Here is an 18,905-nt window from a genome sequence, read left to right as displayed (position 1 = left end):
CCTGCACCGCCGGCGGCGCCCCGACGGCAATCGCCGGTGGTCGGGCGACGTAGACTGGATGACCGTGACTGACAATCCCGGAGCAGACGATCACGCCGCAGAGAACGCCGCCGCGAGCAGCCCCGCCGCTGCGAGTCCTACGGAGGTGTACGACGCCCTGCTGATCGGCGGCGGCATCATGAGCGCCACGCTCGGCACCCTGCTGCAGCAGCTCGAGCCGGACTGGAAGATCGGCGTGTTCGAGCGTCTCTCCGAGGTCGCGCAGGAGTCTTCCAACGCGTGGAACAACGCGGGTACGGGGCACGCGGCCCTCTGCGAGCTGAACTACACGCCCGAAGGACCCGACGGCACGATCGACCCGGCGAAGGCGATCGGGATCAACGAGCAGTTCCAGCAGTCCCGGCAGCTGTGGAGCGCCCTCGTCGAGCGCGGCGTGATCGACGAGCCGTCGACGTTCATCAACGCGACGCCGCACATGACCTTCGTCCGCGGCGAGAAGGATGTCGCGTTCCTCAAGAAGCGCTACGAAGTGCTCAAGGAACAGCCGCTGTTCGCCGGCATCGAGTACTCCGAGGACTCGCGCGTCATCAACCAGTGGTCTCCACTGCTCATGCAGCAGCGCCGCAAGGGCGAGCCCTTCGCGGCCACGCGTGTCCCCGCGGGCACCGACGTCGACTTCGGTTCCCTCACCCGTCAGCTGTTCGAGCACCTCGCCGCGCAGGGCGTCGACGTCGAGACCAACCGCGAAGTGCGCGACCTGAAGCGTCAGAAGGACGGCACGTGGGAGGTCACCTACCGCCGCACCGTCGGGCGCACTCCCGGCAAGGTGCGGGCGCGGTTCGTCTTCGTGGGCGCCGGCGGCTGGGCCATCAAGCTCCTGCAGCGCTCCGGCATCCCCGAGATCTCGGGCTACGGGGTCTTCCCGATCGGCGGCCAGTGGCTGAAGACCTCGAAACCCGAGCTCGTCGCGCAGCATAAGGCGAAGGTGTACTCGCAGGCATCGGTGGGTGCCCCGCCCATGTCGGTGCCGCACCTCGACACCCGCGTCGTCGACGGCGAGGCGTCGCTGCTGTTCGGCCCGTTCGCGACCTTCAGCCCGAAGTTCCTCAAGAACGGTCGGATGACCGACATCATCGCCCAGGTGCGCCCCGGCAACATCCTCCCGATGCTCAAGGTCGCGATCGACAACCCCGGTCTCATCAAGTACCTCGTCAGCGAGCTCCTCAAGGGTCACGCGAAGAAGGTCGACTCGCTCCGCGACTTCATGCCCAGCGCTCGCGATGAGGACTGGCAGCTCCTGCAGGCCGGTCAGCGCGCGCAGGTCATGAAGAAGGACCCGAAGAAGGGCGGCGTGCTGCAGTTCGGCACCGAGGTCGTCAGCTCCGCCGACGGCTCCATCGCAGGACTGCTGGGCGCTTCGCCGGGCGCCTCCACGGCCGCGTCGATCATGCTGGGTCTGCTGAAGACCTGCTTCGCCGACCGCCTGCCGGCGTGGGAGCCGACCCTCAAGGAGCTCATCCCCACGTACGGTCGGACGCTCAACGACGCACCGGAGACGGCGCGCGAGATCCTGCAGACGACCGCGGCTGCCCTCAAGATCAACGCCTGAGACGCATCCGTGGCGAAGCTCTACTTCCGCTACGGCGCGATGAACTCGGGCAAGTCGACGGCGCTGCTGCAGGCCGCCTTCAACTACGAGGAGCGCGGGCAGCACGTGCTGCTGGCCAAGCCCGAGATCGACACCAAGGGCGCTGACCAGATCTCCAGCCGGCTGGGCGTCGAGCGCAAGGTCGACTTCCTCATCGGGCCGGACAACGACGCCCGCGCGCTGTTCGCGGAGCATCGCCGGCGGGTGCAGGTCGACGCCGAGGCGGCACTCGTGCCCGACACCCGGACGGACGTCGCCTGCCTGCTCATCGACGAGGCGCAGTTCCTCGCGCCGGATCAGATCGACGACCTGCTGCGGATCGCGGTGAACGACGGCATCCCCGTCCTCGCCTACGGCATCCGCACCGACTTCCAGACGCGGGCATTCCCGGGCTCGGCGCGACTCATGGAGCTCGCCCACAGTCTCGAAGAGCTGAAGACCATCTGCCGCTGCGGCAGCAAGGCGCTGTTCAACGCGCGGCTGGTGGGCGGCCGGTTCGTCTTCGACGGCGACCAGGTCGCGATCGACGAACTGTCCGCCGACCGCGTCACGTACGAGTCGATGTGCGCCCGGTGCTACCTGCGCGAGTCGGGCGGCAGGCTGCGCTGAGGCGGCTCAGCGGGCCGGCAGGGTCGGGATCAGCTCGTCCAGGTAGGCGGCGGTGTCCTCCCAGCCCTCGACGGCGTGGCAGGTCACGCCCATCGCGAGGACGGGGTAGTCGTTGCCGTGCTCGTCGAGGCGGTCGCCCACGAACAGCATGTCGTCGAGCGGGATGCCGGTCTGCTCGGCGAGTTTGCGCATGCCGTAGGCCTTGTCGATCCCGCGGTGCGTGATGTCGACCGAGGTGGACCCGCCGGAGCGGACCTCCAGGTCCGGGATGCGGGCGGCCACCGCGTCGCGCAGCGTGTTCTTCTTCTCCCCGGTCGGGTCCCACGCCGTCTTGGCGTCGAGGGGAGCGGACTGACCGAGCGCCGAGAAGGTGATCTGCGACCCGCGGTCCTCGAGGATCGGTCCCCACGTCTGCTCGGCCCACAGGCCCAGGCGCTTCGCCTCCTCCTCGACGGCCGCGAGTGCGCGCTGCTTCTCGTCGTCGGTGAGGGAGAGGGCGTAGACCGTCTCGATGCCGTCCGCGGTGAGGCGGTAGTACTGCGTGCCGCACGTGGGCATCAGGTGGATGTGCGCCAGCAGGCCGGCATCCGCTTCGGGCAGGCGCTCGACGACCTGCGAGCGGAACTGCTGCAGCTGGCCACCCGAGATGATCGCGACCTCGACGCGCTCCGCGAGGCGCAGCAGCTGCTCGCCGATCCGCGGATCGATGGCGCTCTTGGAGGGTGCGAGCGTGTCGTCGAGGTCGAAGGCCACGAGGCGGGGAGAGGTCATGGGACTCCGTTCGGTGGGAGGTGCGATGGCCCCTCCGAGGAGGGATGCGAAAGGCCCCGCCGGAATCCGGCGGAGCCTCTCTGCGGTCGGGGTGACAGGATTTGAACCTGCGGCCTCGTCGTCCCGAACGACGCGCGCTACCAAGCTGCGCCACACCCCGTGGCAACCCTCCAAGCTTACCCTGCCGACCGCCCCTCGGGCGAATCGTCGGCGCGTCGGGCGCGGAGGACGAGGACGGATGCCTCGGGTCGGCACGCGAAGCGCACGGGTGCGTAGATCGAGTGGCCGAGGCCGGCGCTGACGTTCAGCGGCACCGTGCGTCCGTCGTGCGTCCACGAGCTGAGCCCGCGCGCCTTCTCGAGCGGGATGTCGCAGTTCGACACGAGCGCCTTCTTCGAGAAGGGGATGCGGACCTGGCCGCCGTGCGTGTGCCCGCCGATGAGGAGGTCGGCACCGGCATCCGTGAACGCGTCCAGCACCCGTCGGTAGGGAGCGTGCGTGACCCCCAGGCGGACGTCTGCGCCGCCGCCGAGGGCGCGGAGCGCGTCGGAGGAGGCATCGAGGTCGTCGAAGTCGCGGTGCGCGTCGTCGACCCCGAAGCCGTCGATGCGGACACCGCCGACGCGGATGCTCGCGGCAGTGTTGTCGATGAGCGTCTCGCCGAGACCCGTCAGGTAGTCGTCGAGGGCGTCGGTGTCGAGCGACGGGGTGAAGGACTCGTGGTTCTGCGGTCCCGACGGGCCGAAGAGGTATTTGAGCGGGTTGCGGGCGCTGGGGGCGACTTTGTCGTTCGACCCGTGCACGAAGAAGCCGGGCACGCCTCGGAGGGGTGCGAACGCCGCCCGGATGCCGCGCAGACCGTCGACGTGCCCCAGGTTGTCGCCCGTGTTCACGACGAGGTCGGGTTGGACGCGGTCCGCGATGTCGGCGATCCAGCGCTGCTTTCGGTGCTGCCACGGCGCCATGTGGGCGTCGGACAGGTGGAGGACGGTGACCGAGGGGCTCCCCGGCGGCAGGACGGCCAGCTCATGACGCCGGAGCGTGAAGAGGTACCGCTCGATCCCGACGCCCCAGACGCCGGCGGCGACGCCGACCGCCCCCACCGCGCCGAGCGCGGTGAGGGCGGTGTGACCAGCCGGCCTCACGGACCGTTGCCGTTGCCGGGACCGTTGCCGCGGCCGTTGCCGCCGCCCCCGTTGCCGCCGCCGTCACCGTCACCGTTGCCGTCGCAGTCGGAGGACTGGTACTCGATGGTGATCGTGGCGTCGCGGCTCACGGTCTCGCCGGCGGCGGGATCCGTGCCGGTGACGACACCCTCTGCGGGCGCGCCGTCGTTGTCCTCGCACGTCTGCGCGACGTTGCGGAAGCCGGCGTCGGACAGTGCCCGCGCCGCCTGCTCCGGGGTGCCGCTCACACCCGGGACCACGACGCCTTCGCCGTCACTCGGGTTGATGGTGACCGTCGTGCCCGAGACGACGCGGCCCGCGCCGGGCGTCTGGGACACGATTGTGCCCTCGGCCTCGGGCGAGGAGACGGGCTTGCCGACGACGACGCTGAAGCCGGCGTCCTCGATCCGCTCGGTCGCGGCGTCGACGTCCAGGCCGATCACGCTCGGAAGCCGCGCGTAGCTGCGCTTGGTGAGTTCCGTCGACGGCTCGGGGAACTCCGACCCGCCGAACTCCTCGTTCGCGGCGCGCTGCATGGCGGGCCAGATCGAGTTGCGGATGCGGGAGAGGCGGTAGCCGCTCTCGTAGTGGTTCTCGAGGCGCTCCTGGCCCTTGACGTTGCCGACCCAGACCGCGGTGGTGACCTCGGTGCTCGAGCCGATCATCCACGTGTGGAGGAACTGGTGGATGCCGGTCTTGCCGAAGATCGGAACACCGTCGAACGTGCGCGCACCGCTACCGGTTCCGCTCCCGGTCATCACGCTCTGCAGGACGTAGGCCGCAGTTGCCGCGACGTCCTCGCTGAGCTTGCGCTCGCACTTCGTGTCGGGGATCGGCTGCTCCTCGCCGTCCGCGTCGACGACGCGGTCGATGGCCTTCGCGGCGCAGAGCGTGCCGTTCGAGGCGATCGCGGCGTACGCGTTCGCCATGTCGATGGGCGCGACATCCTGCGAGCCGAGGACGTCGTAGGGGTTGTTGTTCTGGTCGAGCGGCTGGCCGTTGCCGAGCGTCACGCCCAGGTCGCCGGCCACCTTGTTCGTCGTGCAGACCGGGATCTTCTCCGCCATGGTCAGGAAGCCGGAGTTCAGCGAGTCCTTCGTGAAGCGGGCGACGGTGCCGGTGTAGCCCCGGTTGCCCTCGAAGTTGCCGATGCGGGGCTGGCCGTCGGGTCCGGTGCCCTCACCGGTGTAGACGGTCTGTGTCGCACCGTCGCACGTCTGCACCGTCTTGGTGCCGACGCGTCCGTTGAGCATCTCGTTGACCGAGTGACCCTGCTGCATCCAGTTGATGAGGCTGAACACCTTGTACGTCGATCCGGCCGAGTGACCGCCGCCGCCGTTGCGCGCGGGGACGTTGTAGTTGACCTGGGTGGTCGTCTTGTCATCGGCCTGATCCGCCCACGGGCGGTTCTGCACCATCGACAGCACACGACCCGTCCCCACCTCGACCTGGACGCCGGAGGCCCCGAGGTCCATGTAGTCGACGTGGGAGGGGACGACGGAGATCGCCTCGTTGGCGGCGTCCTGAAGGGACACGTCGAGCGTCGTGTAGACGCTCAGGCCGCCGCGGCGGAGAGCCGCGATGCGGTCGTTCGGTTCCTCGCCGAATGCGGGGTCGCTGCGGATGATCGACGTCACGTAGGCGCAGAAGAACTCGGCGCCCTTCGCCTCCGAGCAGCCCTGCGGGCGCGAGGTGATCTTCGGCTCGAGGGGGGCGGCCACGGCTTCGTCGTGCTCCGCTTGCGTGATCTTCTTGTCCTCGAGCAGGCGGTTCAGGACGTAGACCTGACGCGCCTTGCTGAGCTTGTAACCGTCACCGGCGCCGTTGACAGGAGTGCCGTCGCTGGTCGTCGTCGAGCCGTCGGGCCGGTCGATGCGCAGCGTGTTGGGTGCCTGCACCATGCCGGCGATGACTGCGGCCTGCCCGATCGTGAGCTTCTCGGGCGTGGTGTCGAAGTAGTGGCGGGCGGCGGCGCCGATGCCGTACACCGAGCCGCCGAAGTGCGCGATGTTCAGGTAGCCGAGGAGGATGTCGTCCTTCGAGTACTCCTTCTCCAGCTGGATGGCGTAGCGCATCTCCTGGATCTTGCGCTGGTAGCCCTCCGTGCCCCGGTTCGCGGTCGACTCCTTGAAGCAGGCCTGAACCTCCTCCGTGCTGACGGCCTTGGCCTCGCAGGTCTGCTGCAGGACGTTCTTGACGTACTGCTGGGTGATCGAGGATCCACCGCGGTTCGAGCCGGAGCTCGCGTTGCGGGCGAGGGCGCTCAGCGTGCCGAGAAGGTCGATGCCGCCGTGCGTGTAGAAGTTCTTGTCCTCACTCGAGAGGATCGCGTCGTACATCACCGGGTTCACCTGGTCGAAGGTGACCGGGATGCGGTTCTGATCGTAGAACTCGGTGAGCTTGACGTCCTTGCCCTCGTCGTCCTTCGCGTAGATCGTCGTCGGCAGCATGAGCTTCTCGATCTTGAGGTAGCTCGGCATGTTCTCGAACATCTTGATCGCGCTCGTCGCGGCGTAGCCGGAGACGGCGATCGCGGGAGTGATGGTCGCCGTGACGAGGAGAGCGGCCACAGTGCTCAGACCGATGAGGCCCAACAGGCCTCCGAGCACACCGGTGGCCGTGCGTTTCGAGTGGGGCATAGGCTGATCGTAAGGGAGATAGCTGGGTGACGCCTCGGTGACGCTCCCGTCGTCGCGCCCGTCAGGGCCGCCCCGCCTCGACCTCCGGGAGCACCGCATGACCACGTGGGAGTACATGACCACGCCCCTGCTCATCCACAACACCGCCGCGATCCTCAACAACTGGGGCAAGCAGGGGTGGGAGCTCGTGCAGGTGGTGACCGGCCCCGAGGGTGGCCTAGTCGGCTACTTCAAGCGCCCCTCGGGCGGCGACGGCTCCGCCAACGCCGGACTGGATGCCGCGGCTCAGGCCGCCCGGCAGTTCGGGCAGGGCTGATGTCGATCTCCGCGCGACTGGCCGAGCTGGGCATCGAGCTCGGCTCGGTCGTCCCGCCGCTGGCCGCGTACATCCCGGCCAAGGTGCACGGCGACCTCGTCTACACGGCGGGGCAGCTCCCCATGGTCGACGGCGCGCTCCCGGCCACCGGGAAGGTGGGCGAGGGTGAGGGCCTCGTCTCCGCGGACGACGCCGCCGCGCTCGCGCGCCAGTGCGCGCTCAACGCCATCGCCGCCGCCGCGGCCGCTGTGGGCGGTGTCGACCGGCTGACCGGCGTCTTGAAGGTGACGGGATTCGTGGCATCCGTCCCCGAGTTCACCGGCCAGCCCGTCGTGATCAACGGCGCGAGCAGCGTGCTGGGCGAGATCTTCGGCGACGCCGGCCGTCACGCGCGCTCCGCCGTCGGTGTGCCCGTGCTGCCGCTGGACAGCCCGGTCGAAGTCGAGGTCGTGTTCTCGCACGCCTGATCGACCGGGCCGCCGGCCGCGCTACTTCTTCGTGACCTGCCCCTTGATCGTCGACATGACCATCGTGTCGGCGAGGGTCGTGGTGTCACCCACCTCGCGCCCTTCCGCCACGTCGCGCAGCAGGCGGCGCATGATCTTGCCGCTGCGGGTCTTGGGGAGTTCCGTGACGATGTAGACGTCGCGCGGCCTCGCGATGGGGCCGATCTGCTCGCCGACCCACACGCGCAGCGTGTCGACGAGGCCCTCGAGCGGATTCGCCTTGATGTACGACTCCTTGATGACGCAGAACGCCACCACCGCCTGGCCGGTCGTCTCATCGGACGCGCCGACAACTGCGGCCTCGGCGACTGCCTCGTTGCCGACGAGGGCCGATTCGATCTCGGTCGTCGACAACCGATGTCCCGAGACGTTCATGACGTCGTCGACGCGGCCGAGGAACCAGACGTCCCCGTCTTCGTCGAGGCGAGCCCCGTCGCCGGCGAAGTAGTAGCCGAGGTCGGCGAACTTGTCCCAGTAGGTCTCCTTGAACCGCTCGGGGTCGCCCCAGATGCCGCGCAGCATGCTCGGCCACGGCTCGGTGAGGACGAGGAGGCCGCCGTTGCCGTTGCCGACGACGTCGCCCTTCTCGTCGACGACGTCGAGGCTGATGCCCGGGAGGGGCACCTGCGCGCTGCCCGGCTTCGTCTCGGTGACGCCGGGGAGCGCCGACACCATGATCGCGCCCGTCTCGGTCTGCCACCACGTGTCGACGATCGGCGCCGTGTCGCCGCCGATGACGTGGCGGTACCACATCCACGCCTCGGGGTTGATGGGCTCGCCCACGCTGCCGAGCAGGCGCAGCGAGGACAGGTCGTGCTGCTCGGGGATGCTGCGGCCGAGCTTCATGAACGACCGGATCGCCGTCGGGGCCGTGTAGAGGATCGTCACGCCGTACTTCGCGACGATCTCCCACCAGCGGCCCGGATGCGGGGTGTCGGGCGTCCCCTCGTAGATCACCTGCGTCGCGCCGTTGGCGAGCGGACCGTAGGTGACGTAGGTGTGTCCCGTGATCCAGCCGATGTCGGCCGTGCACCAATAGACGTCGGTCTCGGCGTGCAGGTCGTGCACGACCTTGTTCGTGAAGGCGGCCTGCGTCAGGTAGCCGCCGCTCGTGTGCAGGATGCCCTTCGGCTTTCCGGTCGTCCCCGACGTGTAGAGGATGAAGAGCGGGTTCTCGGCCGGGAACGGCTGCGCGACGTGATCAGCGGATGCCGCGGGCACGAGGTCGTGCCACCAGAGGTCGCGCCCGTCCTGCCAGCTGACTTCGGTGTCGGTGCGCTTGACGACGAGGACGTGCTCGACCGTCTCCTGCGGACCGTGCCCGCGGTCGGCGAGGGCCTGGTCGACGGCGGGCTTGAGGGGCGAGGCCTTGCCCTTGCGGTAGCCGCCGTCGCTCGTGATGACGAGCTTGGCGCCGGCGTCGTCGATGCGCGAGCGCAGGCTGTCGGCCGAGAAGCCGCCGAAGACGACGGAGTGGATCGCGCCGATGCGCGCGACGGCCAGCATCGAGGCGACGGCCTCGGGGATCATCGGCAGGTAGATGGCGACGCGGTCGCCGGCCTCGACCCCGAGGTCGGTCAGGACGTTCGCGAGGCGCTTGACCTCGTCGGTCAGCTCCGCGTAGGTCACCCGGCGCTCGTCGCCGGGCTCGCCCTCCCAGAGCAGGGCGACGCGGTCGCCGAGGCCCGCCTCGACATGCCGGTCGAGGCAGTTGTAGGCGACGTTCAGTTCGCCGTCCTCGAACCAGGTGGCGAACGGCGGGTTCGACCAGTCCAGGGTCTTCGTGAACGGGGTGTGCCAGTGGAGGGCGCGCGCCTGCTCGGCCCAGAAGGCCTCGCGATCCTGCGCGGCGGCCTCGTACAGGTCGGCGTGGGCGTTGGCCTGGGCCGCGAACTCCGCGGACGGCGCGAAGCGGCGGGTCTCGGTGAGGAGGTGGTCGATCTGGCTGCTCATGCGGCGCTCCTTTGCGTCGGGCCGTCGTGGCCTCGTCCTGCGATGCGGTCACTCTAGGATCGCTCGTCGTCGTCTACTACCGCCGATAGTGGGTGCGTGGCAACCATCGAGTGTCTGTGAACGTGCACTCCGCCGATGAGCGTAAGATCGTTAACGCCCGAACATCGATTCGGCTTCGCGGCCCCGCTGATCCCCCCTGAAGCGCGGTCGCGTGGGCGGCACCCTTCCCCCCAAATGGGTGCCGCCCTTCTCCTTTTCCCGGGCGGGGTGCGCCGATTCCTTCACACCTCGAGTGCGGACGCGGTCCTCCACCGCTGCCCGACGGCCGCCGCGGCGCCCCCGTCGCCGCGCCTAGCGTCTCGGGCATGCCGCATCCGTTCATCGTCGCTCCGCGGGGCCGCACGGCGTCCGCCGAGCCGCGCCCGGTGCCGCCGCATCCCGTCGTCGCACCGCTGCGGCGCTACCTCGCCGACCCCGAGGTGACCGACGTCTTCGTCAACGGCACGCAGGGGTTGTACGTGGACCGGGGTGGGGGAGCGGAACGGATCCCGGACTGGCGCCTCGACGAGGAGGCCGTCCGCGAGCTCGCCGTCGGGCTGATCGCGCTGGGAGGGCGGCACCTCGACGACGCGACGCCGTGTGCCGACGTGCGATGGGAGCACGGGGTGCGGGTCCATGCCGTCCTGCCGCCCATCGCCTGCACGGGCGCCACGATCTCGATCCGGCTGCCCGGGACCGGCATGGCCGACCTCGACGAGCTGGGCCGTCGCGGCACCTTCGACGCCGCGACGGGCGCACGCCTCGAGAGACTCGTCGATGAGCGCGCGAACATCCTCGTGACGGGGGCCACCGGCGCCGGCAAGACGACGCTGCTCGCGGCACTCCTCGGGCGGGTCCCGGTGTCGGAACGGATCGTCACGATCGAGGACGTCGCGGAGCTGCGCATCGCCCACCCGCACCACGTCCGACTCGAGGCGCGGCAGGCGAACCTCGAGGGCGTCGGGGCGATCGCGCTCGGCCGCCTGCTGCGCGAGGCGCTGCGGATGCGGCCGGATCGTCTCGTGGTGGGGGAGTGTCGCGGTGAGGAGGTCCGCGAACTGCTGACCGCGCTCAACACGGGACACGACGGCGGCGCGGGCACCGTCCACGCGAGCGGGATCGCCGACGTGCCCGCGCGCCTCGAAGCGCTCGGCGCCCTCGCCGGCATGGACGACCGGGCGCTCGCGCGGCAGACCGCCAGCGCGATCGGCGCGATCGTGCACATCGAGCGGGGTCGTGACGGGGTGCGGCGCGTGACCGGGATCGCGCGTCCCGTCGTGCGCGGTGACCGGCTCGGCGTGGAGGACCTCCCGTGAGGCGCCGGAGAAGAGCGGATGCCGCGGCGGCACCCGACGCGGCAGCGGTCGCCGCCGTCGTCCAGCGTCTCGCGGTCCTGCTGCAGGCCGGCATCGCGCCGGGCGCGGCCTGGCGCCACCTGGCCGCGGCGGGGGACGACACCGCCGGCGCGGTCTGCGCCCGCCTCGACGCAGGGGATCCGCCGGCATCCGCTCTCGCCGAACGCGGTGAGGCATGGCGCCAGATCGGGGTGGCGTGGCAGGTCGCGACCGTCGTCGGGGCGCCCCTGGCGGCGAGCCTGCGCGGCCTCGCCGAGGCGCTCCGCGACGCCCATCAGGCACGCGACGACGTGCGCACGGCGCTCGCCGAGCCGCAGACGACGGCCCGCCTCATCGCGTGGTTGCCCCTCGTCGCGTTGGGGCTGGGCGCGGCGCTCGGGTTCGACCCGTTCACGGCCCTCGCCACGCCGGCGGGCGCCGTGTGTCTCGTGGCCGGAGGGTCGCTGATGCTCCTGACCCACCGGTGGACCCGCGCCCTCGTCGCCCGGGCGCAGCCGGGAGAGGACATCCCGGGGCTCGATGCGGAGGTGATCGCGATCGCGCTCTCGGGCGGCGTCTCCATCCCGCGCGCGATCGAGGTCGCGGCGGCGGCGTCGGGCCTCGCGCCGTCGAGCGAGACGGGCGCGGTGCTCGCGCTCTCCCGCTCCGCCGGCGCCCCCGTCGTCGAACTGCTGCGAGCGGATGCCGCGGCCCGCCGTCAGGCGGCACGGACGGAGGGTCGGCTGCGCGCCGCCGCCCTGTCCGGGCGGCTCCTGCTCCCGCTTGGGGTCTGCACCCTCCCCGCGTTCCTGCTGCTCGGCGTCGGGCCGATGCTGCTTTCGGTCCTCACCACGACCCCGCTCACGCTGTGAGCCCCAGACGTGCCCACATCCACAACCCACACCGGAGGAGATCATGACACCCCACGACCTGCCCACCCTGACCCGCCGTCGCGCGGCGGAACTGTTCGCCGACGAGACCGGCGCGGCGACCGCCGAGTACGCCATCGCAACGATGGCGGCCGTCGCCTTCGCGGGCCTGCTCGTCATCATCATGCGCTCGGACGAGGTGCGCGGCATCCTCACCGACCTGGTCCGGCGCGCCCTGACCGTCTCATGAGGCGCGACGAGCGGGGATCGGTCGCGGCGGAGTTCGCCGTGACGGTCCCCGCCGTCGTCCTCGTGCTCGTGCTCGCGGTCTCGGCGCTCTCCGTGGGCGGTCGGCAGGTGCGGCTCGAGCACGCCGCCGCGCAGGCCGCGCGTCTGGCCGCTCGGGAGGAGCCCGCCGATCGGGTGGTCGCCGCCGCGCGCGCCCTCGCCTCAGGCGCCGAGGTCGGGACCCGCCGGGACGGCGACCTCGTCTGCGTCGATCTGACCGCGGCACCGGGGGTCCCGCTGCCGCTGCCCGACCTGCGCGCGTCGTCGTGCGCCCTGCCCGCGCCGGAGGGGGACTGATGGCAGGATCGGCGACGACCGTCGGCGTCCTGGCGGTGACGGCGACGCTCGCCGTCGGATTCCTCGCGGCCGGAGGGGCGGCGGCGACCGCCGCGCGCGCCGCAGGAGCTGCCGACGCCGCAGCCCTGGCGGCCGCCGACACCGCCTCGGGACTCGTTCCCGGCGAACCGTGCGCACGCGCCGCGGACGTCGCCTCGCGCGTGGGCGCATCGGTCTCCGCGTGTCGCATCGACGGCCTCATCGCCACGATCGAGGTCTCGATCGGCGTCGGCCCGCTGGACGCGCGGGCGCGCGCCCGCGCGGGCCCGCCGCCCGGAGCCGGGTGACGCGCCGGACCGCAACCGCTCCCAGCGTGCTCTTGACAACGCGGTGTGTATGGTGTGCAACGAAGAAAGGACCCCACGTGGCACAGGGCAAGAAGCTCGTCATCGTCGAGTCGCCGACGAAGATGCGCTCGATCCAGGGATACCTGGGTGACGGATACGAGGTCATGAGTTCGGTCGGGCACATCCGCGACCTCGCCGACAAGAAGGACATCCCGGCGGATCTGAAGAAGACCTCCGTCGGCAAGTACTCCATCGACATCGAGAACGACTTCACTCCTCTTTATGTGGAGAGCGACCGCGGCAAGAAGACGGTCGCCGAGCTCAAGCGCGCCCTGAAGAACGCCGACGAACTCCTGCTCGCCACCGATGAGGACCGCGAGGGCGAAGCCATCGCGTGGCACCTGCTCGAGACCCTGAAGCCCAAGGTCCCCGTCAAGCGCATGGTCTTCCACGAGATCACGAAGGACGCGATCCAGGCCGCGGTGAACAACACCCGCGAGCTCGATCACGCCCTCGTCGACGCGCAGGAGACGCGGCGTATCCTCGACCGCCTCTACGGCTGGGACGTCTCGGACGTCACACGCCGCAAGGTGGGTCAGGGCACGAGCGCCGGGCGCGTCCAGTCCGCCGCGACCCGCATGGTCGTCGAGCGCGAGCGCGAGCGCATGGCGTTCGTCTCCGCCTCGTACTGGGACGTCGACTCCACCGCCGTGAAGGGGTCGGACTCGTTCGCGATCCGCCTCGCCCGTCTCGACGGCGCCCCTCTCGCGCGCGGCACCGACTTCGACGACACCGGTGCGCTGAAGAAGGCCGTCGTCGTCCTCAGCGAGGACCAGGCGCGCGAGCTGGCCGCAGCGCTCGAGGCGTCGGGCGCGGCATCCGTCGTCAGCGTCGAGGCAAAGCCCGGCACACGCAGCCCCAAGCCCCCGTTCACGACCTCGACCCTCCAGCAGGAGGCCGGTCGCAAGCTCTCGATGAGCGCCAAGCACGCCATGGGCGTCGCGCAGCGGCTCTACGAGAAGGGGTACATCACCTATATGCGTACCGACTCGACCGCCCTGTCGGCCCAGGCGGTCACCGCGGCGCGCACGCAGGCCGTCGCGCTGTACGGCGACAAGGCCGTGCCCGCCAATCCCCGCAGCTACCGCAACAACGCGAAGAACGCGCAGGAGGCGCACGAGGCGATCCGTCCTTCGGGCGAGCACTTCCGCACGCCCAAGGAGGTCACCTCCGGCCTCGACCGCGACGAGCTGCGCCTCTACGACCTGATCTGGAAGCGCACCGTCGCCAGCCAGATGGCCGACGCGAAATACGAGACGACGACCGTCGCGATCGACGCGGATGCCGCCGGTCGCACCGCGACGTTCACGGCATCCGGCACCGTCTACACGTTCAAGGGCTTCCTCGACGCGTACGAGGAGGGCCGCGACGAGAAGCGCCACGACAACGACCGCACCGACGACCAGTCGCTGCCGGCGCTCGCCGTCGGCGACGCACTGCGGCTGACCGACGTCGAGCCCAAGGGGCACGCGACGAGCCCCAAGCCCCGCTACACCGAGGCGTCGCTCGTCAAGGCGCTCGAGGAGCGCGGCATCGGCCGTCCCTCGACCTTCGCGAGCATCATCGACGTCATCCTCGACCGCGGCTACGTGTCCAAGCGCGGCCAGGCCCTCGTCCCCAGCTGGCTCGCGTTCAGCATCGTGCGGCTGCTCGAGGAGCACTTCGCCGATCTCGTCGATTACGACTTCACCGCCGCGCTCGAGGACGACCTCGACGCGATCGCCCGGGGCGAGCAGAACCGCGCCGCCTGGCTGCGCGAGTTCTACTTCGGCTCCGAGGACCACGTCGGCCTCCGCAACATCGTCGACAACCTGGGCGACATCGACGCGCGCGAGATCAACTCCACCAGGATCGGCGACGTCGCGGTGCTCCGCTTCGGCCGCTACGGTCCGTACCTCGAGGTCCCGGGCGACGACCCCGAGACGCCGCGGCGCATCAACGTCCCCGACGACCTCGCCCCCGACGAGCTCACGCCCGAGAAGGCGCAGGAGCTCATCGAGGCGCCCGTCGGCGGCGACCGTGTCCTCGGGCAGAACCCCGAGAACGGCCGCGACGTCGTCATCAAGGACGGTCGCTTCGGGCCCTACCTCGAAGAGGTGCTGCCCGAGGAGGAGGCGCCGGCCGAGGACGCGAAGCCCAAGCGCGGCGCGAAGAAGGCCGTCGCGCCCAAGCCCAAGCGCGCCTCGCTGTTCAAGAGCATGTCGCCCGAGACGATCGACCTCGCGACCGCGCTGAAGCTCCTGTCGCTGCCGCGCGAGGTGGGTGTCGACCCCGAGTCCGGCACCGTCATCACGGCCCAGAACGGTCCGTACGGTCCGTACATCAAGAAGGGCACCGACTCGCGCAGCATCGCGAGCGAGGACATGATCTTCGACATCACGCTCGAGCAGGCCCTCGAGATCTACTCGCAGCCGAAGTACGCCAACCGCGCCGCGACCTCGCTGAAGGAGTTCGAGGCCGACCCGGTCAGTGGCAAGCCGATCCGCATCAAGGACGGCCGTTTCGGGGCCTACGTCACCGACGGCACGACCAACGTGACGATCCCGCGCGGTCAGACGCCCGACGACATCACCTTCGAGGTCGCCGTGCAGATGCTCGCCGACAAGCGGGCCAAAGGACCGGCGCCCAAGCGCACGACCCGCAAGCCCGCGGCGCGCAAGCCGGCGGCGAAGAAGAAGTGACCTCCGGGCTGTGGATCACCCTCGAGGGGGGTGACGGCTCGGGCAAGACGACGCAGGCGGCCCTGCTGGAGCAGTGGCTCCGCGAGCAGGGTCGCCGGGTCGTGCGCACGCGCGAACCCGGCGGCACCGACGTCGGCGTCCTCATCCGCGACATCGTCCTGCACCACCGCGGCGACATCGCGCCGCGCGCCGAAGCGCTCCTCTACGCCGCCGACCGCGCCCACCACGTCGCGACCCTCGTGCGGCCGGCGATCGAGCGCGGCGACGTCGTCCTCCAGGACCGCTACCTCGACAGCTCGGTCGCCTATCAGGGCGCCGGCCGCGTGCTCGACGGAGGGGAGATCCGCGACCTGTCGCTGTGGGCCACGGAGGGTGCGCTCCCCGACATCACGGTCCTGCTGGATGTCGATCCGGCGACGGCGCGCGGACGATTGGATGCCGCCGACAAGCCGTTCGACCGGCTCGAAGCCGAGAAGAGCGCGTTCCACGAGCGCGTGCGCGCGGCGTTCCTCGCGCTCGCGGAAGCCGATCCGGACCGCTTCCTCGTCGTCGACGCGACGCGGGCGATCGACGAGATCGCGGCGGAGATCCGCTCCCGCATCGCCCCGCACCTGTCCTGAGCGTCCCCGGCACCTCGTAGGCTGAACGGCATGACCGCCTCCACCGACGTGCTCCCGTGGGGCGAGGTCTGGGGTCAGGACGAGGCCGTCGCGCAGTTGCGGTCCGCGGCATCCGACCCCTCCCAGCTGGCGCACGCGTGGCTCATCACCGGACCGCCGGGATCGGGCCGGTCGACCCTCGCGTACGCGTTCGCGGCGGCGCTCATCGCCGAGCCGGGCGACGAGAACGCGATGCGGCAGGTCATGGCGCGGACCCACCCCGACCTCGCGGCCCTCCGCACCGAGGGCGTCATCATCTCGATCAAAGAGGCGCGCTCGCTCGTCGAACGGTCCTACTTCTCGCCGTCGCTCGGGCGCTACCGGGTCATGGTCATGGAGGACGCCGACCGCATGGTCGAGCGGACGAGCAACGTCCTGCTGAAGGCCCTCGAGGAGCCGCCCGAGCAGACCGTCTGGATCCTCTGCGCGCCGAGCGACGCGGATCTGCTCCCCACGATCCGCTCGCGCGTGCGCATCCTGCGGCTGCGCGAGCCCGACGTCGCCGACGTGGCCCGGCTCATCGTCCAGCGGACGGGCGTCGATGAGGCCGTGGCCGAGCAGTCGGCCCGGCTCGCACAGCGCCACATCGGCATGGCGCAGCGGTTGGCGACGGATGCGGCATCCCGTGAGCGTCGCGAGCGCACCCTTCGCGCGGTGCTCCGCGTGCGCGGTGTCGGCGACGCGGTCGAGGTCGCGGCCACGATCGTGCAGTCCGCGACCGACGACGCGAAGGCGCTCACCGCGGAACGCGACGAGAGCGAGCGCGAGGCGCTGTTGCGCACGCTCGGGGTCGCTCCGGGCAGCGCCGTGCCTCCGGCCGTGCGCAGCCAGGTCAGCGCCCTCGAGGACGAGCAGAAACGGCGCGCGACCCGCAGCCTGCGCGACGGGATCGACCGGGTGCTGACCGACCTCGAGTCGCTCTACCGCGACACGCTCATGCGGCAGTTCGGCCGCGAGACCGAGCTCATCAACCGCGAGCTCACGCCCGACATCGAGGCGCTCGCGGCGGCGTGGACGCCGCAGCACACCCTGACCGTCCTCGACGCCATCGCGCTCACGCGCACCAACCTGCAGGGCAATGCCGCCCCCGCCCTGGCCCTCGAGAGCATGCTGATCACCGTCGCGACGGGGCGCGCGGCGTGATCCGCGGCGTGCTCCGCCGCGCGGCGGCCGCCGTCCTGGCGGCCGGTCTCGCGGCGATGGTCGCCGGCTGCACCCCGAGGACGCCCGTCGCCCCCGACCGCGCGCCGGTGGTCTCCGGCGCCCCCGCCGGCTTCGAGGACTACTACGGCCAGGACGTCGCGTGGGAGCAGTGCACCGGCTTCGACGACGGGGGCTACTTCTGCGGCACGATCACCGCGCCGCGCGACTGGACCGACCCCGACGCCGGCGACCTCGACCTCGCCGTCATCGTCCGCGTCGCCTCGAACGGCGAGTCGAAGGGGTCGCTGTTCGTCAACCCCGGCGGACCGGGTGCGAGCGGCGTCGACATGGTCCGGCAGTCGGCGGGTTTCGCCGTCGGGCCGAAGCTGCTGCAGTCGTACGACGTCGTCGGCTTCGATCCGCGCGGGGTCGGACGCTCCACGGCGGTGCGCTGCCTCGACGCCGCCGCGATGGACCGGTACCTCTTCGACATCCCCGCCGCCCCGCGCGGCACGCCCGAGCGCGCCGGCGAGCAGCGGCAGTCGGCCGCCGCGTTCGCCCGCGCCTGCGACGCGAACAGCGGCGGCATCCTGCCCTTCATCACCACCGAGAACGCGGCCCGCGACCTCGACCTCATGCGCGCTGTGCTCGGCGACGAGAAGCTCGCCTACCTCGGGTACTCGTACGGGTCGTTCCTCGGCGCGACGTACGCGAAGCTCTTCCCGCAGAACGTCGGCCGGGTCGTCCTCGACGGCGGACTCGACCCGTCGATCCCGGGCGCGATCGTCGGCGCGCGACAGGCCGCCGGTTTCCAATCCGCGCTCGACGCCTATCTGACCTGGTGCCTCGCCGGCTCGGACTGCCCGTTCGACGGGGCGCAGGACGCGGCGCAGCAGCAGCTCGAGGACGCGCTCGCCGCCGTCGAGGCGTCCCCGCTGCCGGCCTCGGACGGGCGGATGCTGGGGGCCGATGCGCTCGTGATGGGCATCATCTCGGCGCTCTACAGCGAGGGCAGCTGGGCGACGCTCTCGTCGGCGCTCACCGCGGTCCTCGAAGGCGATCCCGACGAGATGTTCGCCCTCGTCGACCGCTACTACAACCGCTACGACGGGTCGTACCTCGACAACTCGACGGAAGCGTTCACGGCGTACAACTGCATGGACTACCCGGCCGACCCGGCCGACGTCGTCGCGGAGGCGGAGGCTCAGGTCGCCGAGGACGCGCCCACCTTCGCGCCGTACTGGAGTTCCGACGTCGACCTCTGCGACGAATGGCCCTACCCGCCGACGGGCTCACGCAGCGAGATCACCGCCGACGGGGCGGCGCCGATCCTCGTCATCGGCACCACGAACGACCCCGCGACCCCCTACGAGTGGTCGGCGGCCCTGGCCGAGCAGCTGAGCTCCGGCATCCTGATCACGCGGGTGGGGGAGGGGCACACCGGGTTCAACAAGGGGAACGCCTGCGTCGACGAGACCGTCGTGGCGTACGTCGAGGACGGCGAGGTGCCCACCGGCGACGTCCGCTGCGACGCCGGATAGGGGCGCGTTCGCACCATCCCCTCGGACCCTGTAGGATCGATGATCGTGCAACGCGCGAGC

17 protein-coding genes and 1 tRNA gene are annotated in these 18,905 nt (G+C 70.9%); 13 read left to right on the top strand and 5 right to left on the bottom strand.

Annotated elements, in window-relative coordinates; translation table 11 throughout:
• Window positions 1–58: 58 nt before the first annotated feature.
• Both AB0P29_RS03855 and AB0P29_RS03850 read left to right on the top strand, forming a co-directional pair.
• Window positions 59–1,609: a malate:quinone oxidoreductase gene (locus AB0P29_RS03855; RefSeq protein WP_363378631.1), complete on the top strand. Its 1,551-nt coding sequence runs from the start codon at window positions 59–61 to the stop codon at window positions 1,607–1,609.
• Window positions 1,610–1,618: 9 nt separating this feature from the next.
• A complete protein-coding gene (locus AB0P29_RS03850; RefSeq protein WP_363378629.1) occupies window positions 1,619–2,257 on the top strand; it encodes a thymidine kinase in 639 nt (212 codons plus the stop codon).
• 6 nt (window positions 2,258–2,263) lie between these two features.
• Here the strand turns inward: AB0P29_RS03850 and AB0P29_RS03845 are convergent, their stop codons facing one another.
• The 4 genes from AB0P29_RS03845 to AB0P29_RS03830 form a co-directional block, all read right to left on the bottom strand.
• Window positions 2,264–3,028: an HAD-IIB family hydrolase gene (locus tag AB0P29_RS03845; protein WP_363378627.1), complete on the bottom strand. Its 765-nt coding sequence runs from the start codon at window positions 3,026–3,028 to the stop codon at window positions 2,264–2,266.
• A gap of 86 nt (window positions 3,029–3,114) precedes the next feature.
• A tRNA-Pro gene (locus AB0P29_RS03840) sits at window positions 3,115–3,188 on the bottom strand.
• Between the two features lie 16 nt (window positions 3,189–3,204).
• Window positions 3,205–4,173 carry a metallophosphoesterase gene (locus AB0P29_RS03835; RefSeq protein WP_363378625.1) on the bottom strand — a complete coding sequence of 323 codons (969 nt, stop codon included), beginning with the start codon at window positions 4,171–4,173 and terminating at the stop codon, window positions 3,205–3,207.
• Entirely contained in the window at window positions 4,170–6,833 is a 2,664-nt protein-coding gene (locus AB0P29_RS03830; protein ID WP_363378623.1) for a transglycosylase domain-containing protein, read from the bottom strand. Before AB0P29_RS03830 ends, AB0P29_RS03835 begins: the two co-directional genes overlap by 4 nt.
• Window positions 6,834–6,930: 97 nt before the next feature.
• Between AB0P29_RS03830 and AB0P29_RS03825 the strand changes: the two genes are divergently transcribed.
• Together AB0P29_RS03825 and AB0P29_RS03820 are read left to right on the top strand one after the other, a co-directional pair.
• Complete coding sequence (locus AB0P29_RS03825; protein WP_064003053.1) at window positions 6,931–7,149, top strand: DUF4177 domain-containing protein; 219 nt, start codon at window positions 6,931–6,933, stop codon at window positions 7,147–7,149.
• Entirely contained in the window at window positions 7,149–7,616 is a 468-nt protein-coding gene (locus tag AB0P29_RS03820; protein WP_253035901.1) for a RidA family protein, read from the top strand. Before AB0P29_RS03825 ends, AB0P29_RS03820 begins: the two co-directional genes overlap by 1 nt.
• Before the next feature lie 21 nt (window positions 7,617–7,637).
• On the opposite strand, the gene acs is transcribed toward AB0P29_RS03820, so the two are convergent.
• The gene (gene acs, locus AB0P29_RS03815; RefSeq protein ID WP_363378620.1) at window positions 7,638–9,608 is read right to left on the bottom strand and encodes an acetate--CoA ligase; all 1,971 of its coding nucleotides are present in this window, start codon (window positions 9,606–9,608) and stop codon (window positions 7,638–7,640) included.
• Between the two features lie 365 nt (window positions 9,609–9,973).
• Between acs and AB0P29_RS03810 the strand changes: the two genes are divergently transcribed.
• The 9 genes from AB0P29_RS03810 (at window position 9,974) to AB0P29_RS03770 (ending at window position 18,845) form a co-directional block, all read left to right on the top strand.
• Entirely contained in the window at window positions 9,974–10,963 is a 990-nt protein-coding gene (locus AB0P29_RS03810; protein ID WP_363378618.1) for a TadA family conjugal transfer-associated ATPase, read from the top strand.
• Window positions 10,960–11,853, top strand: coding sequence for a type II secretion system F family protein (locus AB0P29_RS03805; RefSeq protein WP_363378616.1), 894 nt, complete (start codon window positions 10,960–10,962; stop codon window positions 11,851–11,853). Before AB0P29_RS03810 ends, AB0P29_RS03805 begins: the two co-directional genes overlap by 4 nt.
• Before the next feature lie 43 nt (window positions 11,854–11,896).
• On the top strand, window positions 11,897–12,100 hold the full coding sequence (locus AB0P29_RS03800) for a DUF4244 domain-containing protein (RefSeq protein WP_251582201.1): 204 nt from the start codon (window positions 11,897–11,899) through the stop codon (window positions 12,098–12,100).
• Window positions 12,097–12,435, top strand: coding sequence for a TadE family type IV pilus minor pilin (locus AB0P29_RS03795; protein WP_157532614.1), 339 nt, complete (start codon window positions 12,097–12,099; stop codon window positions 12,433–12,435). The genes AB0P29_RS03800 and AB0P29_RS03795 overlap by 4 nt, the downstream gene beginning before the upstream one ends.
• Window positions 12,435–12,761, top strand: coding sequence for an Rv3654c family TadE-like protein (locus tag AB0P29_RS03790; RefSeq protein ID WP_363378613.1), 327 nt, complete (start codon window positions 12,435–12,437; stop codon window positions 12,759–12,761). The genes AB0P29_RS03795 and AB0P29_RS03790 overlap by 1 nt, the downstream gene beginning before the upstream one ends.
• Window positions 12,762–12,838: 77 nt before the next feature.
• Window positions 12,839–15,502 carry a type I DNA topoisomerase gene (gene topA / locus AB0P29_RS03785; protein ID WP_363378611.1) on the top strand — a complete coding sequence of 888 codons (2,664 nt, stop codon included), beginning with the start codon at window positions 12,839–12,841 and terminating at the stop codon, window positions 15,500–15,502.
• The gene (gene tmk, locus AB0P29_RS03780) at window positions 15,499–16,122 is read left to right on the top strand and encodes a dTMP kinase (RefSeq protein ID WP_311285491.1); all 624 of its coding nucleotides are present in this window, start codon (window positions 15,499–15,501) and stop codon (window positions 16,120–16,122) included. Before topA ends, tmk begins: the two co-directional genes overlap by 4 nt.
• A 30-nt stretch (window positions 16,123–16,152) precedes the next feature.
• Window positions 16,153–17,304, top strand: a complete 1,152-nt coding sequence (locus tag AB0P29_RS03775; RefSeq protein ID WP_363378609.1) for a DNA polymerase III subunit delta' — start codon at window positions 16,153–16,155, stop codon at window positions 17,302–17,304.
• Window positions 17,301–18,845, top strand: coding sequence for an alpha/beta hydrolase (locus AB0P29_RS03770; protein WP_363378607.1), 1,545 nt, complete (start codon window positions 17,301–17,303; stop codon window positions 18,843–18,845). The genes AB0P29_RS03775 and AB0P29_RS03770 overlap by 4 nt, the downstream gene beginning before the upstream one ends.
• The last annotated feature ends 60 nt before the right edge of the window (window positions 18,846–18,905 follow it).

It is taken from the genome of Microbacterium sp. NPDC080220 (assembly GCF_040686395.1).
Classification (GTDB): domain Bacteria; phylum Actinomycetota; class Actinomycetes; order Actinomycetales; family Microbacteriaceae; genus Microbacterium; species Microbacterium gawkjiense.
The sequence above is the reverse complement of the archived record's forward strand: the minus strand, read 5'-3'. Positions and strand labels throughout refer to the sequence as shown.

Coding starts and splice junctions, on each gene's coding strand:
- AB0P29_RS03775 (WP_363378609.1), top strand. CDS start 16,153: ATGACCGCCTCCACCGACGTGCTCCCGTGGGGCGAGGTCTGGGGTCAG.
- AB0P29_RS03845 (WP_363378627.1), bottom strand. CDS start 3,028: ATGACCTCTCCCCGCCTCGTGGCCTTCGACCTCGACGACACGCTCGCA.
- AB0P29_RS03820 (WP_253035901.1), top strand. CDS start 7,149: ATGTCGATCTCCGCGCGACTGGCCGAGCTGGGCATCGAGCTCGGCTCG.
- AB0P29_RS03830 (WP_363378623.1), bottom strand. CDS start 6,833: ATGCCCCACTCGAAACGCACGGCCACCGGTGTGCTCGGAGGCCTGTTG.
- AB0P29_RS03810 (WP_363378618.1), top strand. CDS start 9,974: ATGCCGCATCCGTTCATCGTCGCTCCGCGGGGCCGCACGGCGTCCGCC.
- AB0P29_RS03825 (WP_064003053.1), top strand. CDS start 6,931: ATGACCACGTGGGAGTACATGACCACGCCCCTGCTCATCCACAACACC.
- AB0P29_RS03800 (WP_251582201.1), top strand. CDS start 11,897: ATGACACCCCACGACCTGCCCACCCTGACCCGCCGTCGCGCGGCGGAA.
- AB0P29_RS03795 (WP_157532614.1), top strand. CDS start 12,097: ATGAGGCGCGACGAGCGGGGATCGGTCGCGGCGGAGTTCGCCGTGACG.
- acs (WP_363378620.1), bottom strand. CDS start 9,608: ATGAGCAGCCAGATCGACCACCTCCTCACCGAGACCCGCCGCTTCGCG.
- AB0P29_RS03855 (WP_363378631.1), top strand. CDS start 59: ATGACCGTGACTGACAATCCCGGAGCAGACGATCACGCCGCAGAGAAC.
- AB0P29_RS03790 (WP_363378613.1), top strand. CDS start 12,435: ATGGCAGGATCGGCGACGACCGTCGGCGTCCTGGCGGTGACGGCGACG.